The organism is Streptomyces atratus, assembly GCF_900119365.1.
In the GTDB taxonomy this organism is placed as follows: domain Bacteria; phylum Actinomycetota; class Actinomycetes; order Streptomycetales; family Streptomycetaceae; genus Streptomyces; species Streptomyces atratus_B.
Map to the genome: position 1 here is coordinate 188,203 of NZ_FPJO01000007.1, position 14,656 is coordinate 202,858.

14 protein-coding genes and 1 pseudogene are annotated in these 14,656 nt (G+C 72.0%); 10 read left to right on the forward strand and 5 right to left on the reverse strand.

From position 1 onward, the window contains the following. The first annotated feature begins 28 nt into the window (after nt 1-28). A complete protein-coding gene (locus tag BT364_RS15205; protein WP_072485677.1) occupies nt 29-616 on the forward strand; it encodes a dihydrofolate reductase family protein in 588 nt (195 codons plus the stop codon). A gap of 324 nt (nt 617-940) precedes the next feature. Here the strand turns inward: BT364_RS15205 and BT364_RS15210 are convergent, their stop codons facing one another. After that, nucleotides 941-1,873, reverse strand: coding sequence for a helix-turn-helix domain-containing protein (locus BT364_RS15210; protein ID WP_072485678.1), 933 nt, complete (start codon nt 1,871-1,873; stop codon nt 941-943). A 302-nt stretch (nt 1,874-2,175) separates the two neighbouring features. Continuing rightward, the gene (locus BT364_RS15215; RefSeq protein ID WP_072485679.1) at nt 2,176-2,613 is read right to left on the reverse strand and encodes an ATP-binding protein; all 438 of its coding nucleotides are present in this window, start codon (nt 2,611-2,613) and stop codon (nt 2,176-2,178) included. A gap of 163 nt (nt 2,614-2,776) precedes the next feature. On the opposite strand from BT364_RS15215, the gene BT364_RS15220 reads away from it, so the two are divergent. The 3 genes from BT364_RS15220 to BT364_RS15230 all read left to right on the forward strand — a co-directional run bounded on the left by BT364_RS15220 (nt 2,777) and on the right by BT364_RS15230 (nt 4,148). Continuing rightward, nucleotides 2,777-3,655 carry a helix-turn-helix domain-containing protein gene (locus BT364_RS15220; RefSeq protein ID WP_072485680.1) on the forward strand — a complete coding sequence of 293 codons (879 nt, stop codon included), beginning with the start codon at nt 2,777-2,779 and terminating at the stop codon, nt 3,653-3,655. Continuing rightward, nucleotides 3,652-3,861, forward strand: a complete 210-nt coding sequence (locus BT364_RS15225) for a DUF397 domain-containing protein (RefSeq protein ID WP_072485681.1) — start codon at nt 3,652-3,654, stop codon at nt 3,859-3,861. The genes BT364_RS15220 and BT364_RS15225 overlap by 4 nt, the downstream gene beginning before the upstream one ends. 77 nt (nt 3,862-3,938) lie before the next feature. Then, nucleotides 3,939-4,148 carry a DUF397 domain-containing protein gene (locus BT364_RS15230; protein ID WP_072485682.1) on the forward strand — a complete coding sequence of 70 codons (210 nt, stop codon included), beginning with the start codon at nt 3,939-3,941 and terminating at the stop codon, nt 4,146-4,148. Nucleotides 4,149-4,227: 79 nt separating this feature from the next. On the opposite strand, the gene BT364_RS15235 is transcribed toward BT364_RS15230, so the two are convergent. After that, nucleotides 4,228-5,610, reverse strand: coding sequence for a COG1361 family protein (locus BT364_RS15235; protein WP_072485683.1), 1,383 nt, complete (start codon nt 5,608-5,610; stop codon nt 4,228-4,230). Nucleotides 5,611-5,836: 226 nt separating this feature from the next. Here BT364_RS15235 and BT364_RS15240 point away from each other — a divergent pair, with 226 nt between their 5' ends. The 4 genes from BT364_RS15240 to BT364_RS42960 all read left to right on the forward strand — a co-directional run bounded on the left by BT364_RS15240 (nt 5,837) and on the right by BT364_RS42960 (nt 11,275). Then, on the forward strand, nt 5,837-8,068 hold the full coding sequence (locus BT364_RS15240) for an acetate--CoA ligase family protein (RefSeq protein WP_072485684.1): 2,232 nt from the start codon (nt 5,837-5,839) through the stop codon (nt 8,066-8,068). Between the two features lie 43 nt (nt 8,069-8,111). Beyond that, entirely contained in the window at nt 8,112-8,942 is an 831-nt protein-coding gene (locus BT364_RS15245; RefSeq protein ID WP_072485685.1) for an enoyl-CoA hydratase/isomerase family protein, read from the forward strand. A gap of 197 nt (nt 8,943-9,139) precedes the next feature. Next, entirely contained in the window at nt 9,140-10,555 is a 1,416-nt protein-coding gene (locus tag BT364_RS15250) for a sensor histidine kinase (RefSeq protein ID WP_072485686.1), read from the forward strand. 33 nt (nt 10,556-10,588) lie between these two features. Then, nucleotides 10,589-11,275, forward strand: a complete 687-nt coding sequence (locus BT364_RS42960) for a response regulator (protein WP_072485687.1) — start codon at nt 10,589-10,591, stop codon at nt 11,273-11,275. Here the strand turns inward: BT364_RS42960 and BT364_RS42965 are convergent. Next, nucleotides 11,246-11,962 (reverse strand): annotated as a pseudogene (locus tag BT364_RS42965) (phosphatase PAP2 family protein); the annotation flags it as partial. The gene BT364_RS42960 and the pseudogene BT364_RS42965 sit on opposite strands and share 30 nt — an antisense overlap. A gap of 196 nt (nt 11,963-12,158) precedes the next feature. Here BT364_RS42965 and BT364_RS15265 point away from each other — a divergent pair. Further along, nucleotides 12,159-12,773 (forward strand): flavin reductase family protein, encoded by a 615-nt coding sequence (locus BT364_RS15265; protein WP_072485688.1) that lies wholly within the window; start codon nt 12,159-12,161, stop codon nt 12,771-12,773. 85 nt (nt 12,774-12,858) lie between these two features. Here the strand turns inward: BT364_RS15265 and BT364_RS15270 are convergent, their stop codons facing one another. Beyond that, entirely contained in the window at nt 12,859-13,773 is a 915-nt protein-coding gene (locus BT364_RS15270) for a LysR family transcriptional regulator (RefSeq protein ID WP_072485689.1), read from the reverse strand. A gap of 87 nt (nt 13,774-13,860) precedes the next feature. Here BT364_RS15270 and BT364_RS15275 point away from each other — a divergent pair, with 87 nt between their 5' ends. Further along, nucleotides 13,861-14,607: a DUF6585 family protein gene (locus BT364_RS15275; RefSeq protein ID WP_072485690.1), complete on the forward strand. Its 747-nt coding sequence runs from the start codon at nt 13,861-13,863 to the stop codon at nt 14,605-14,607. Nucleotides 14,608-14,656: the final 49 nt, after the last annotated feature.

The window sequence follows — 14,656 nt, forward strand, 5'->3', positions numbered from 1 at the left end:
TCAGAGTACTACAGCTGGAGTTATATAGATGCGGAAGCTCGTGTACTACGTCGCCGTCACCATCGATGGCTACATCGCCGGCCCCGGCGGAGAGTTCGACTTCTACCCCCAAGGCGACGAGCAGCAGGCCGCCGCCTATGCCGAGTGGGTCAATGCCCGCTACCCCGAGACAGTCCCCACCGCCATGCGCGCCGCCCACGGCCTGTCGGGCACCCCGAACCAGCGCTTCGACACCGTCCTGATGGGACTCGGAAGCTATCGCCCGGCTCTGCAGGCAGGCCTCACCAGCCCCTACGCCCACCTGCGCCAGTACGTCGTGTCGAGCACGCTCGCACCCGACACCGACCCGTCGGTCACGGTGGTCGGCGAAGACCCGCTCGCCCTGGTCCGCGACCTCAAACAGGAGGAGGGCCAGGACATCTGGCTCTGCGGGGGCGGACTTCTCGCCGGCGCACTGCTGCCGGAGATCGACGAGCTGATCATCAAGAGCTATCCCGTAGTCGCGGGAACCGGGATCCCGGTGTTCGACGGGGAGTTCGACCCCACTCTCTTCAAGGTGGCCGATCGCGCCTCGTTCACCAACGACGTCACGATCACGCGGTTCGCTCGGCGTTGACGCGTTCAGGATGAAGCAGCGGTCCGATCACCGGAGCGTCGGCACATCGACCGGTGCTCACCGGCCGGTTCCCGGATACGACCCGTTCCCGGAGCAGAATCGGGCACGGTCGGCGGGGCCTCGCGCTCACGCCAGTGCTGTGACCGCATGGGTTCGCCGGGTTGGCGGTCGTGGCGGTTGGATGCGGGGTGACGTCCGATCCGACTGCCGGGGCGCGATGGCCGAGCCCGTCCGTGTGCGCCGCTCGGGCGCACAGGCGTCCACCGATCAACTGCCCCTCCAACCGCTCCAATCGCCAACCCGGCGGACCTCCCGGTCAGGGCGCTAGGCGGCCTCCTCAAGGTCGGTTCGGCACTCGCGGCAGTGGCCCGGCTCCGGAGCCCGGAAGGCACGGTCGCAGCCGTCACAGTTCTGCAGGGGGTCGTGGCGCGGCGCGGGTTCCTCAGCCGGGACGGCGGTGGGCAGGGGTGGCGGCAGGAGCGTGGTGAGGCGGTGGGCGATGAGGCCCGCCGGACGTGTCAGCGATCCGGGCAGGTCCGCGACGAGGGTGCGGCGTACGGCATCGGGGTGAGCGTCGCGTTCGAACCAGGCGGCGACGGCGGGGGCCAGCCGGTGGATGTCCGCCTCGCCGAGCAGCAGCCGGGGTTCATGGCGTCGCAGGTCCGCCAGGAGATCGAGGGCCGTGCGATGGCGGTCGAGGTCGTGGACCTGCGGCTCGGGAAGCGACGGGCGCGGCGGTGCGGGGATGGAAGCCGGGGCGGGGACGGGGGCGGGTTTGTCTGTTTCCGGCCGAGGCAGGTGCGCGGGGGCCGGGCGAACGGGGCTGGGTTGCGGCTGCGGCTGCTGTTTCGGCTTCGGCTCCGGCTCCGGCTCCGGCTCCGGCTGCGGTCTTGGCGCTCCGGCGGGGGTCGCACCGGTGACGGGCTGGTTGTACGAGACCGTACGCGTGACGACCCGGCCGCTGGGGAGGCGCTCCCGGGTGCGCTTCAGATAGCCGTGGGCTTCCAGCTCGCGCAGGGCTGCGGCGATCCGGGTCTCGCTCTCCGGGAAGCGTTCGGCGAGGTGCTTGATGCCGATCCTGGCTCCGGCGGGCAGCGACTGGATGTGGGCGGCGAGCCCGATCGCGGTGAGGGACAGCTCACTGTGCTGGGTGAGGTGATTGCCCACGACCGTGAAGCGGCTGGTGTGCCGGGTGTTGATGTGTACGACACCGGATGACGGGGCGCGCGAGGGCGCGCTAATCTGCGGGGTATCCATCAGGAAGCTGTCTTCTTCCTCGTTGGTCAGGCCCTCGTTCAGGATTGCCGTCCTGGCCGAGGGCCGTCGCGTGTCTGGGGTTGCGTGGCGAGCATATGCCAGCCAACCGGCCGCAACTCCAGTCGAGTTGGGGACGCTCACCCGTGCGAGTGACGGGGGCGGGGTGGGGTTGGGTTGGGAAGGTTTTTCTCCCCGGTTCTTAGATCTTTGACGTCCCGCGCTACCGCGTCGCGGCTCCCCACGCCGTGGTTCACCGGGTCGCGGTCCACCGGGTCGCGGCTGTCGCGATCCGGTGGAGCCGGTCACCGTACGAGGTCGAGTTCGGCCCAGACCGTCTTGCGCGGGAACGGGCCGGGGACGGTGCCCCAACGGTCCGCGAGCGCCTCGACGATGAGCAGACCGCGCCCGTGCTCGGCGTCGTCGGCGGGGACGGCGGTCGCGCCGGGGCAGGGCGGAAGGCGCTCGCCCCGGGCGTCACTCACCTCGATCCGCAGCAACGCGTCACCGTGCACCGCGAGGCCCAACCGGAAGTCCCGGCCGGTCACTCGGCCGTGGACCGTGGCATTCGCAGCCAGTTCGGCGACGATGTGCGCGGCCGATTCACAGTCGATTCCCCAGTCCCCCAGATGCGCCGAGGCCAGCAGTCGGGCGAGACGGGCACCCCGGCGCGTGGGCGAGAGCAGCACGGCGAACGCACGGATGGGAGCGGCGAGTTGAAGTTGAGTGATTTCTCGATTCACATCACTCAGCGTGGTCGGGTCCGCATACCGTGAACAGTGACAAAGCCCTTGCGTACGGTAACTGTCCCGGGCTTGTCCAGTGCCGTCCTGGCTGTCCGGGGTGACGGGCCGGGGACAGAGGAGGTTGGGAAAGAACGGCACGCACAGCAGAAATGGGGCACGGATGAGCGTGGATGAGGCCGGTACGGAACGCGCTGACGGCGGAGCGGATGAGTCCGGTTGGGACGTCGACCCCGATGACGAGTCGGGCCTGGCCGTGCTCGCCACGGTGGGCCGCCAGATCAAGGCATGGCGGGAGTCGGCAGGGCTGCGGGCCGCCGAGTTCGGCGCGGCGATCGGGTACGGGGAGGACCAGGTCTACAAAGTGGAGGGCGGCCGTCGTATCCCCCGGCCGGAGTTCCTGGACAGAGCGGACGCGGTAGTGGGCGCGGGCGGGAAGCTCTCCGCGATGAAACAGGATGTGGCGGAGGTCCGGTACCCGAAGAAGATCCGGGACCTGGCGAAGATGGAGGCGAAGGCCGTCGAGATCTTGGTGTACGCCAACCACGGCGTCCATGGCTTGTTGCAGACAGAAGGCCATGCGCGAGTGCTGCTGGAGACGCGACAACCCTTCTACCCTCAGGACGAGATTGAGCGTGGAGTCGCAGGCCGCATGGCCCGACGTTCGGTCTTCGACCGGTCACCGGCACCCGCCCTCAGTTTCGTCCTGGAAGAGGCTGCGCTGCGGCGGCCCATCGGGGGCAGAATGGAGTGGCGCCGCCAACTCGAACGCCTCTCGGAGGTGGGGCAGTTGCGGAACGTCTCACTACAGATGATGCCTCTCGACTGCGAGACTCACCCTGGAATGGGCGGCGAGATCGAGGTGCTGAAGTTCGGGGACGGTACGGCAGTGGGGCGGTCGAGCGGCGCATTCAACGGCCGTCCGGTGTCCGACCCGAAGCAGCTCGGGGTTCTCGAATTGCGCTATGGCATGATCCGGGCTCAGGCCCTGACGCCAGGGGCGACGCTGGCTTTCATCGAGCAAGTGCTGGGAGAGACATGATCCACAAGCCCTCTGCCGGGGACGCTTCCGAACTGAAGTGGTTCAAGAGCAGCTACAGCGACAGCAGCAGTGGAAACGACTGCATCGAGTTCGCGACCACGCCGGGCACGGTCCACGTCCGCGACTCGAAGAACGCTTCGGGCCCCCGATTCGCCGTCACGCCTGCGGCATGGGCGGACTTCGTGAGCTACGCGTCCACGAACTGACCGGCAGCTATCCGCGCCCGCCCCCGGCCGACAGCAGCGGGCGGCCGTGCGCGTTGTCCGCAAGCGTCGGGAGAGACATGACCCGCAAGCCCTCTGCCGGGGACACTCCCGAGCTGAAGTGGTTCAAGAGCAGCTACAGCAGTAGCGGCGACGGAAACGGCTGCATCGAGGTCGCGACCACACCGGGCACGGTCCACGTCCGCGATTCGAAGGACGCCTCCGGCCCCCGATTCGCCGTCACATCTGCGGCATGGGCGCACTTCGTGAGCTACGCGTCCGCGAACTGACGGGCATCAGCGCCTGCCCCGCGCGGGGCGCGGCCCGGAGATCCGGCCGCGCCCCGCGCCCACGCTTCGGGGGCGTCGGTCAGGCCGCAGGCGTGGCGTTCAGCACGAGCTGGGTCGTGTTGTTGGCCGGCTGCGGGTCGAACGGGAAGGTCGCGGGGCTGGAGCCGCCGGTGGTGAGCATGACGCGGCCCGCCGCGTCGGGGACCACCCGGTCGATGCGCAGCTGGAACGGGAGGGAGCGCGTCGTGTCCGGCAGGGCCCAGTACGGCATCTCGCAGCTGTACCGCGGGGCGCCGGTCCGCTGCGGGTAGTAGCCGCCGCTCAGGGTGCGCGGCTCGCAGTCGGCGGGGGCGTTGGTGACGGTGGCGCCCTCGGGGACGGTGAAGTCGACGGCCGCGACCGGGTCGCCGGAGCCGAGGTTGCCGATCCAGGCCGGGCCGTTGTTGCGGAAGCCGAGTTCGGCGGTGACGGTCTCGCCGACGCCGCCCGTGACCCGGGCGCCCTGAGCCGCGAAGTCCGCCGTGTTCACCGCACCGAAAGCGGCGATGGTGTAGTTGTCCTCGTCCGCGAGGTCCGTGGCTCCGTTGCCGGGCTCGACGCTGATGTCGAGCCGCTCGGCGTACGCGTGCGCGGCGAGGGCCACCCGCAGCGGCGCGGGCAGCGTGAAGGAGTCGCCCGGCTCGATGACCTGGTCGAAGGAGCAGGTGGCCTGGGACATCGGGGCGTAGTCGCCGCCGAGCGTCCCGTACGTGCACTCGGCGTACTTGGTGAGGAAGTCGAGCCCGTACGAAGCGGTGAAGGTGGCGGTGAGGCCCTCGGACCGCTCGCCGCCCTTGTTCGTCACCGCGAAGGGGACGGTCCGGACGTCGCCCGGCTGGAGGCCCTTCGCCGGGGCGATCTCCCCGAGCGACAGGTCGGGGCCCGAGCCGACCGTGACCGTGGTGTCGAAGGAGTCGTGCGGGGCTTCCAGCGTGCCGTCGGGGCCGCCGGTGGCCACGGCGGCGTAGGTGATCCGGCCCTGGGCGCCGAGCGCGGCACCGTCGGCGGCGCGGAGCGTGAGGTGGACCTGCGGGCTGTAGGCGTCGCCGATGACGGGCACCTCGGGGACGGTGCACAGGGCCGTGGTCCCGGTCGGTGCGCAGTTGTCGGGCCAGGTCACGTCGGCCACTCCGGCGACACCGGAGATGTCGACCGAGAGCCGGCCGTCGGTGACGGTGAAGTTGTCGTTGTCGTGGTAGAGCCCGATGTCGAGCGGGCTGCCCTCCGACGCGTCGCCGCCGAGTTGGAGCTTCTGCTCGCCGGGCGCCTGTATCCAGAGCTGATCGGTCTGCTCCTGCGCGAACGCGGGAGCCGCGAGTCCGGCGGTCAACAGTCCGGCGGCCGCGGCAGCCGCGGCGGCACGGATGCCGAGACGCACGGTGCGCCGGGCGGAGGCGGGTCTGACGGGTCCGACAGGTCTCATGTTTTCCCCAGAGGTGAGCCGTGGATGGCGAACGACGGCCGGCGCGTCCGGCCGGCCCGTTCGACTCTCAAGATCACCCGGAGGTTGTACGACGCCCGGCTCTCGTCCAGCCTTTGCCTGCACACCCATTCCTGACGCGTCGTCAGTTCAGTAACCTGACAGAGCGTCAGCTTTTGCTGGCCGGGCACGATCACCCGACGGACCCCGACCAGAAGTGGGCGGAACGATGCTTGGATCGACTCACGGCACCCTCACCACCGACTTCCGCGCCAGGGTGGTGGCCTGCGGCGAAGAGCCGCACGCCGCCGTCCACAGCATGACGGTCGACGCCGCCACGGCCTCCGTCCTGGACGTCAGCGGCCGGCCGCTGCACGCGGCCGTACCGGACCTGGACCGGTTCTTCCGGCCCGGGTCCGTGGCCGTCGTCGGCGCGTCCGACACCGAGGGACGGCCCAACACCGGCATCACCCGGCAGCTGATCGACTGGGCCGAGCGGGTCGGGGCGCGGCTGTATCCCGTGCACCCCACCCGGGAGTCCGTGTTCGGGCGGGCCTGTTCTCCTTCCGTCGCGGACCTGCCGGAGCAGGTCGATCTGGCGGTGCTGCTGGTCGGCGATCCGCTCCCGGTGATCGAGGAACTCGCGCAGGCCAAGGTGCGGTTCGCCGTCGCCTTCGCCTCCGGGTTCGCCGAGACCGGGGAGGAGGGCGCCGCCGCCCAGGCGCGGCTGGCCGAGGCGGTGGAACGGTCCGGGCTGCGGCTGCTCGGGCCGAACACCAACCTCAACGCCTTCGAGAAATTCCGGGACGATCTGGACGGGCCGGCCATCGCGCTGATCACCCAGTCCGGTCACCAGGGCCGCCCCGTCTACACCCTTCAGGAACTGGGGGTGCGGCTCTCGCACTGGGCGCCCACGGGCAACGAGGCGGATCTGGAGACCGCCGACTTCATCTCGTACTTCTCGCAGTGCCCCGAGGTCGGGGCCATCGCCTGTTATGTGGAGGGGCTCAAGGACGGGCGCTCCTTCCTGCTGGCCGCGGACCGGGCGGCGCGGGCCGGGGTTCCGGTCGTGGCGGTCAAGGTGGGGCGTACGGAGACGGGGGCCAGGATGGCCGCGTCACACACCGGCAAGCTGACCGGTGCCGACCAGGTGGTGGACGCGGCGATGCGGCAGTTCGGGGTGATCCGGGTGGACGGGCTCGACGAGCTCCAGGACACCGCGGCCCTGCTGGCGCGGGCGCGGAAACCGCAGGCCGAGGGGGTCGTCGTGTATTCGATCTCGGGCGGCACGGGCGCGCACTTCTCGGACCTTGCGACCGGGGCCGGGCTGAGCCTGCCCACCCTCTCCGAGGCGAAGCAGCGCGAGCTGCACGAGTGGATCCCCGACTACCTGAACGTGGCGAACCCGGTCGACAACGGCGGCCATCCGGTCGGCGACTGGCGCGGCCGGAAGATCATCGACGCGATCCTCGCCGACCCCGACGTCGGGGTGCTGATCTGTCCGATCACCGGCCCCTTCCCCCCGATGAGCGACAAACTCGCGCAGGACCTGGTGGACGCGGCGGAGACCACGGACAAGCTGGTGTGCGTGGTGTGGGGCTCGCCCGTGGGCACGGAGGAGGCGTACCGCACGACGCTGCTCGGCTCGTCCCGTGTCGCCACCTTCCGTACCTTCGGCAACTGCATCACCGCCGTGAAGGCCTATCTGGACCACCACCGGTTCGCCGCCTCCTACCGCTCCCCCTTCGACGAGGCGCCCCGCACACCCTCGCCCTCGTTCCGCAAGGCGCAGGCACTGATGCGTCCGGGCCACCAGCTGAGCGAGCACGCGGCGAAGCAGCTGCTGCGGGCGTACGGAATCCGCGTACCGCGCGAGCAGTTGGTGACCAGCGCCGCGGCGTCCGTCCGGGCCGCGGCGCTGGTCGGCTACCCGGTGGTCATGAAGGCCTCGGGCGCCCGGCTCGCGCACAAGACCGAACTGGGCCTGGTCAAGGTCGGGCTCACCTCCGCGAGCCAGGTGCGCGACGCGTACCGCGAGCTGACCGACATCGCGCGGTACGAGGGTGTCGAGCTGGACGGGATCCTGGTCTGCCAGATGGTCGAGCGGGGCGTCGAGATGGTCGTCGGCGTCACTCAGGACGCGCTGTTCGGGCCGACGGTGACGGTCGGGCTCGGTGGCGTACTGGTCGAGGTGCTGCACGACGCGGCGGTGCGGGTGCCGCCGTTCGGCGAGGACCAGGCGCGGTCGATGCTGGGCGAACTGCGCGGCCGGGCGCTGCTGGAGGGCGTGCGCGGCGGCCCGCCGGTGGATGTGGACGCGCTCGTCGAGGTCGTGCTGCGGGTGCAGCGGATGGCGCTGGAGCTCGGCGACGACCTCACCGAACTGGACATCAACCCGCTGATGGTGCTGGGCCGGGGGCAGGGCGCGGTGGCACTGGACGCGCTCGCCGTCTGCCGCTGACCGGCCGCGCCACCGCCCGACCCACCTGACCAGGAGCTGCCTCATGCCGTCCTCCCCCGAAGACATCACCGAGTCCGCCGACCCGCTCCACTCATTGGTACTCCACGCCACTGACAACGGCGTCTGCTGGATCACGCTCAACCGTCCCGAGGCGATGAACGCCGTCACCTGGGAGCAGCGGGAACGCGTCATCGGCCTGCTCGCCGAGGCCTCCGCCGACCCGGCGGTCCGGGCCGTCGTCCTCACCGCCACCGGCCGCGGCTTCTGCGCGGGCGCCGACCTGCGCGGTGCCCCGGCGACCGGCGAGCGGGTGCCGGGCGATGTGGCCCGTACGATCCGGCTCGGCGCGCAGCGGCTGATCGCCGCGGTCCTGGACTGCGAGAAGCCCGTCGTCGCGGCCGTCAACGGCACGGCGGCCGGCATCGGCGCCCATCTGGCGTTCGCCTGCGATCTGGTGCTGGCCGCCGAATCGGCGAAGTTCATCGAGGTGTTCGTACGCCGGGGTCTCGTGCCCGACGGCGGCGGCGCGTATCTGCTGCCGCGGCTGATCGGCCCGCAGCGCGCCAAGGAGCTGATGTTCTTCGGCGATTCGCTCCCGGCGACGGAGGCGGAGCGCCTGGGGCTGGTCAACCGGGTCGTGCCGGAGGGGGAGTTGACGGAGACGGCGCGGGCGTGGGCGCAGCGGCTGGCCGAGGGTCCGACCCGTGCGATCGCCCTCACCAAGCAGCTCGTCAACGCGTCGATGGACGCCGACCGCGCGACGGCCTTCGCCGCCGAGGCCATGGCCCAGGAGATCAACATGACGACGCAGGACGCCAACGAGGGCGTGGCGAGCTTCGTGGAGCGACGAGTGCCGAAGTACCGGGGGGTCTAGGGACTTCGAGCGGTCACGCGGGTGACAGGGCGCTGGTGTCCAGGTCCATCAGCCGGTCCGACGACTCAGAGTAGCGGCCTGTCACCAGGCAATCACTGCCGAACCCGCGTGCCCGGCGCCGGGCCATTGGCAACGGTGACTTTCGGCAGTGTCGGGGCGCTCCGCGGCTGCGTACGGTCGTCCGGGTGGAGAGAGTGATGTCGATCGGTGCGGTCCGGCGGGCCCTCGTCGCGCCGGGGAGTCTGCTCGCCGTCGGCGCGGCGGTCTGTGTCGGGCTGAGCGCGGTCAGCCCGTGGTGGGCACTGCCCGCCGCCGCGGCGGCGTTCTTCGCGGGCCGGGAGCCGGGGAGGACCGGCCCCGTGGTCCTCGTGCTCGTCGCGGTGGTGGCCGGCGGGGTGGTGGCGGTGGCCCTGGTGCCCTCCTGGCTGCTGATGGCGGGGCGGTTCGTCGCGGTGGTGGCGGTGGCGGCGATGCTGCCGTGGTTCGCGGGGCGCTTCTGGCGCCAGTACCAGGAACTCGTCCGGGCGGGCTGGGAGCGGGCGGGCCGGCTGGAGCGCGAACAGCGGCTTGTCGCCGAGCAGGCCCGGTCCCGCGAGCGGGCCAGGATCGCCCAGGACATGCACGACGTCCTCGGGCACGACCTCAGCCTCATCGCCCTGTCGGCCGGCGCCCTCAAGCTGGCCCCCGGACTCGACGAGGCGCACCGGGCCGCGGCCGGGGAGATCCGGGCCCGCGCGGCCGCGTCCGTGGAGCGGCTCGGCGAGGTGATCGGTCTGCTGCGCGAGGAGGCGGACGACGGAACTCCGCAGCCGCCCGGCACCGGCATTCCCCGGCTGGTCGAGGAGGCCGCGGCCGCCGGGCTCGCGGTCGGCCTGCGGGTCGAGGGGGACGCCGGCGCCCTGCCCCCGCCGGCCGCGCGCGCCGCCCACCGGGTGGTCCAGGAGGCCCTGACCAACGCGGCCAAGCACGCGCCGCGGGCGCCGGTGGATGTGCGGGTGACGCACACGGCCGAGGAGACGACCGTATGGGTGGAGAACGGGCCCGCCCCCGCACCGGACCGCGCCGAGGACGTACCGGGCACCGGGCGGGGTCTGATCGGGCTCGACGAACGGGTGCGGCTGACCGGCGGCACCTTCGCCCACGGCCCGTACGAGGGCGGCTTCGCGGTCACCGCACGGATTCCGCACGCCCCGCCCGCCCACCGGCCGCCCGCCGCGCCGAGATCCGCTCCCCCGGCCCTGCCCCCGGAGCACCGGCACGCCCGCAGCCGCGCCCGCCGGGCGCTGGCCCTCGCGGTGGTGCTGCCCCTGGTGGCATGGGCAGGGCTGAGTGCCGCCCTGATGGCCTGGGACATCCGCTCGGCCCGGCTGTCCGTGCTGGACCCCGGCGACTACGCCCGGCTGCGGGTGGGACAGGATCGGGAGGCGGTCGAGCGGCTGCTGCCCGACCGGGAGACCACGCAGCGGCCGGTGGCCGGGGAACCGAAGGGAGAGGGCATCGCATGCGCGTACTACGCGATGACGGCGGACCGCTTCGACGACCGGTCCGGGGACGCCTACCGGCTCTGCTTCCGGGACGGCCGGCTGATGTCCAAGGAGGCTCTGACCCCATGAGCGCGCCCCACGCGGAAGGAACGTGAGCGGACGGTGATCCGGGTACTGATCGCCGACGACGAGCCGATGATCCGCGCGGGGGTGCGCGCCGTGCTGGCCACCGCCCCGGACATCGACGTCGTCGCCGAGGCCGCCGACGGACACGACGCCGTGGAGCTGGTGCACCGCCACCGCCCGGCCGTCGCCGTGCTCGACATCCGGATGCCCGGAACGAACGGCATCGAGGCGGCGGCCGAGATCCGGCGCACCGTGCCGGAGACGGGGGTCGTGATGCTCACGACCTTCGGCGAGGACGACTACATCCTCCAGGCGCTCGGAGGCGGCGCCGCCGGTTTCCTGATCAAGTCGGGCGAGCCCGAGGAACTGATCGCGGGGGTCCGCGCGGTGGCCGACGGGGCCGCCTATCTGTCACCGAAGGTCGCGGCGCGGGTCGTCGCCCATCTCTCGGCGACGGGCGCGGGCGCCCTGGCCGGCCGGCGCACCGCCGCCCGGGAACGGGTCGGCGCTCTCACCGCCCGGGAACGCGACGTACTGGCCTTCCTCGGCAGCGGGCTGTCCAACGGGCAGATCGCCCGGCGGCTCCATCTGGTGGAAGGGACGGTCAAGGCGCATGTGAGCTCCATCCTGGCCCGGCTGGGCGTGGACAACCGGGCCGCCGCGGCCGTCGTCGCCCACGAGGCCGGAATCGTCGCGCCCACGCAGCCGCCGCTCGACCGCTGACGCCGCACGCCGGGCGAGCGGCAGGAACGCGAGCAGTACGGCCGCCACCACCGAGGCCCCGAGGACCGCGCCGGCCAGCACGTCGTGCGGGTAGTGCGCCCCCACCATGACCCGCAGCAGGGCCCCCGCCGCGCCCACCGGCAGGGTGACGGCGGCCAGGCGCGGGCGCAGCACGGCCAGGCCCACCGCGAGGCCGACGGCCAGGGTGGCGTGGTTGCTCGGGAAGGACCAGTCGCCGGGCGGCGGGCACTCGGCGGCCGTCTCCGCGATGCCGTGCAGGGCCCGGCAGGGGCGCTCCTCGTCCACCACCAGCTTCGCCGCCTCGCTGACCGCGTACGCCGCCACGGTGCCGATGCCGGTGAGCACGGTGCCGGCGGACATCCGGGTGTCCCCCCGGCGTACGGCGGTCCACCAGGCCCACACCAGCAGCAGGCCGAGGACCACCAGGGTGCCGTCGGTCGCCGCCTCCAGCAGCGGTCCGGTCCAGGAGGGCGCGTCGGCCACCGCCCGGGTCACCGAGCGGTAGACGGAGGCCGAGGCGCCGTCCGTCACCTCCACGGCACGGTCCGTGCCCAGTCCGCCCGGGGCGAGCGCCAGGACGGCCGCCGCCCCCGAGGCCAGGACGACGCAGGCGAGCAGTGGCCTCGGCTGCCCGGTCCGGGTTCTGCTTCCGGTTTCTCGTCTCATGGGAGGTGAACCTAGAAGCGGCGGGGGGTCGCGGACCCGAGCCGAACGGCAGGGCCCACCCCTGACGATCGTCAGGGGTGGGCCCTGCCCGGGACATGCACCTTGCGGCGCACAGGCATGTTCAAGCTGCCGGTCCGCAGCCCTTCCCATCTGATGGGGTGTCAGCTCTAATCGAAGGGTGATGGGACACGCAGGCATGGCCGCCATCGCCGTCCGGTACCTCAGGTCCGTCGGCGCCGCCACCACCGCCGGACCGGCACCGGTCGATCCGCTGCCGCGCCCGCATCTGCGCGCCGTGGCCGACGGTGAGCGGCCGCCCGTCGACCCGGGCGAATTCCGCCGTGTGCTGGGAAGCTTCGCCAGCGGCGTCACCATCGTCACCGCGCACGACCCGGACGACGCGCGGGGCCCGGCGGGCTTCGCCTGCCAGTCGTTCGCCTCGCTCTCCCTCGACCCGCCGCTGGTCACGTTCATGGTCGCCCGTACGTCGACGACCTGGCCGCGCATCGCGCGCGCCGGGGTCTTCTGCGTCAACATCCTCGGCGCGGGCCAGGGCGCGCTGTGCCGGAGCTTCGCGGTGAGCGGCGCGGACAAGTTCGCGGGGGTGGCGTACGCGCCCGCCCCGGTGACCGGGTCACCGCTGCTGGACTCCGTACCGGCCTGGGTCGACTGCCGCGTCCAGGCCGTCCACACCGGGGGCGACCATCTGATCGTCGTCGGCCGGGTGGAGGCGCTGGGCGCGGTGGACGGGGCCGATCCGCTGCTGTTCCACCGGGGGGTGTTCGGGCGGTTCGGGCCGCTCGACGGGTGAGCGCGCGGTGAGCGCGTGGTGAGCGCGTGGTGAGCGCGTGGTGAGCGCGCACCGCTGACTGCTCCGTCCGTGACGCCCCGGCCGTTCAGCCCAGGGCGTCGCGCGGGACGGCCTCCTGCAGCAGGTCCCGCAGCGCCAGTGCCGCCGGAAGCGGGGTGGCGGGCAGGGCGACGTGCACGGTCCGGCTCGGGGCGAGGCCGCCGAGCCGGCAGACGGCAAGTTCGGCGGGAACCGCCCGGGTGGCCAGCGAGGGGACCAGCGCGACCCCCAGCCCGGCGGCCGCGTAGCCGAACTTGCCGGTCCACTCGGCGATCCTGGTGATCCGCTTCGGCGTGAAGCCCGCCCGGTCGCACACCTCGGCGAGCATCATGGGCCGGTCGACGGACACGTCCTGGAGCCAGGTCTCGTCGCGCAGTTCACGCAGATCGACCATCCCGGATCCGGCCAGGCGGTGGTCGCGAGGGAGCACGACGAACAGCTCGTCCTCCAGCAGCATCTCGGTCGTGACGGCGTCGACCGACGGCAGACCGGACGGGTAGTCGCTGACCACGGCGAGGTCGAGCGCCCCCTCCGCCAGACGCCGCATCAGCTCGCCGCTCCGGCCCTCGGCCGCGACGACCTCGACGTCCGGCCTGGACCGCACGAACGCCCGCAGCGCGGCGGGCACCAACGAGATGTTGGCCGTGGCGAACGCCCCCACGCGCAGCCGCCCGCCCAGCCCCGCGTGGATCGCGGCCATCTCGTGCTCCGCGCTCGCCAGTTGTGCGAGCACCTCCACGGCGTGCCGGTGCAGCGCCTGGCCGGCCGGAGTCAGCCGCACGCCCCGGGCGAGCCGTTCGAAGAGTGGTCCGCCCGCCTGTTTCTCCAGCGCGGCGATGCGCCGGGACACCGCGGACTGCGTGTAGTCGAGCCGGGCCGCGGCCCTCGTGAACGATCCGGTGTCGGCCACCGTCACCAGCAGACGAAGTACGTCGATCCCGAACACATTCCTCCTCCGCATGACTGACATGCAATCTAGTCGCTGGTGGAATGCCTTGCCCGGCCCTAGCGTCGAGGAGCGAGACCGGCACACACGAGGGAGACATCCATGGCGGCAGCACCCACCACCCTGTCGTCCGAGGCGACCGAGCTGGCCACCGCCCATCAACTGGGCGCGCTGGAAGGCACGTTCACCCCCAAGCGCCTGAACAAGGCGCTCTTCGCCCTCTACATCTTCACGACGCTCAACCTGCTGGTGATGTTCGTGATACCCGGCCTGTTGTTCTTCTGGTGGCTGCGCCGGTATCCGGACTTCAGCCGAAGACAGGCCGCCAAGCGTCTCCACCTGTTCGAGAACGGACTGATCGTGCACCCGGAGTCCGGCGACGGCACGGTCGCCATCCGCTGGGACTCCGTGCGGCTCTACCAGGACATCACCCAAAAGGTCATCAACGGCATCCCCGGACCCACCGAGTACGCCTACTCCGCGGTGGGTCCGGGCCGCGCCAGCGCGAGGATCACGCACTTCTACGAAGGCCCCGAGTCCTGGGGACCCCATATGCAGCAGGCCGTTCTCCGCGCCCAGGGACCGGCGGTCCTGGAATCGGTCCTGGCCGGCGAGACGGCGAACTTCGGGGAGTTCTCGCTCTCCCGCACCGGCCTGACCACCAGACAGAAGGGGCACCTCCCCTGGTCCGAGGTCCAGGAGATCCAGGTCGCGGCGGGCCGGGTCCACGTCATGAGGAGCGGCGGCTCGGGCCTCTGGTGCGGTGTCGCGGTCAGCGACATCGCGAACCTCCACGTCTTCCTGGCCCTCACCCAGCACCTCTCCGCCACCCACGGCCCGGCAGCCTGAAGGGCCCGCACCCGGCCGAAGAGGAATCGGGCCATCGGGATCGTCGCTT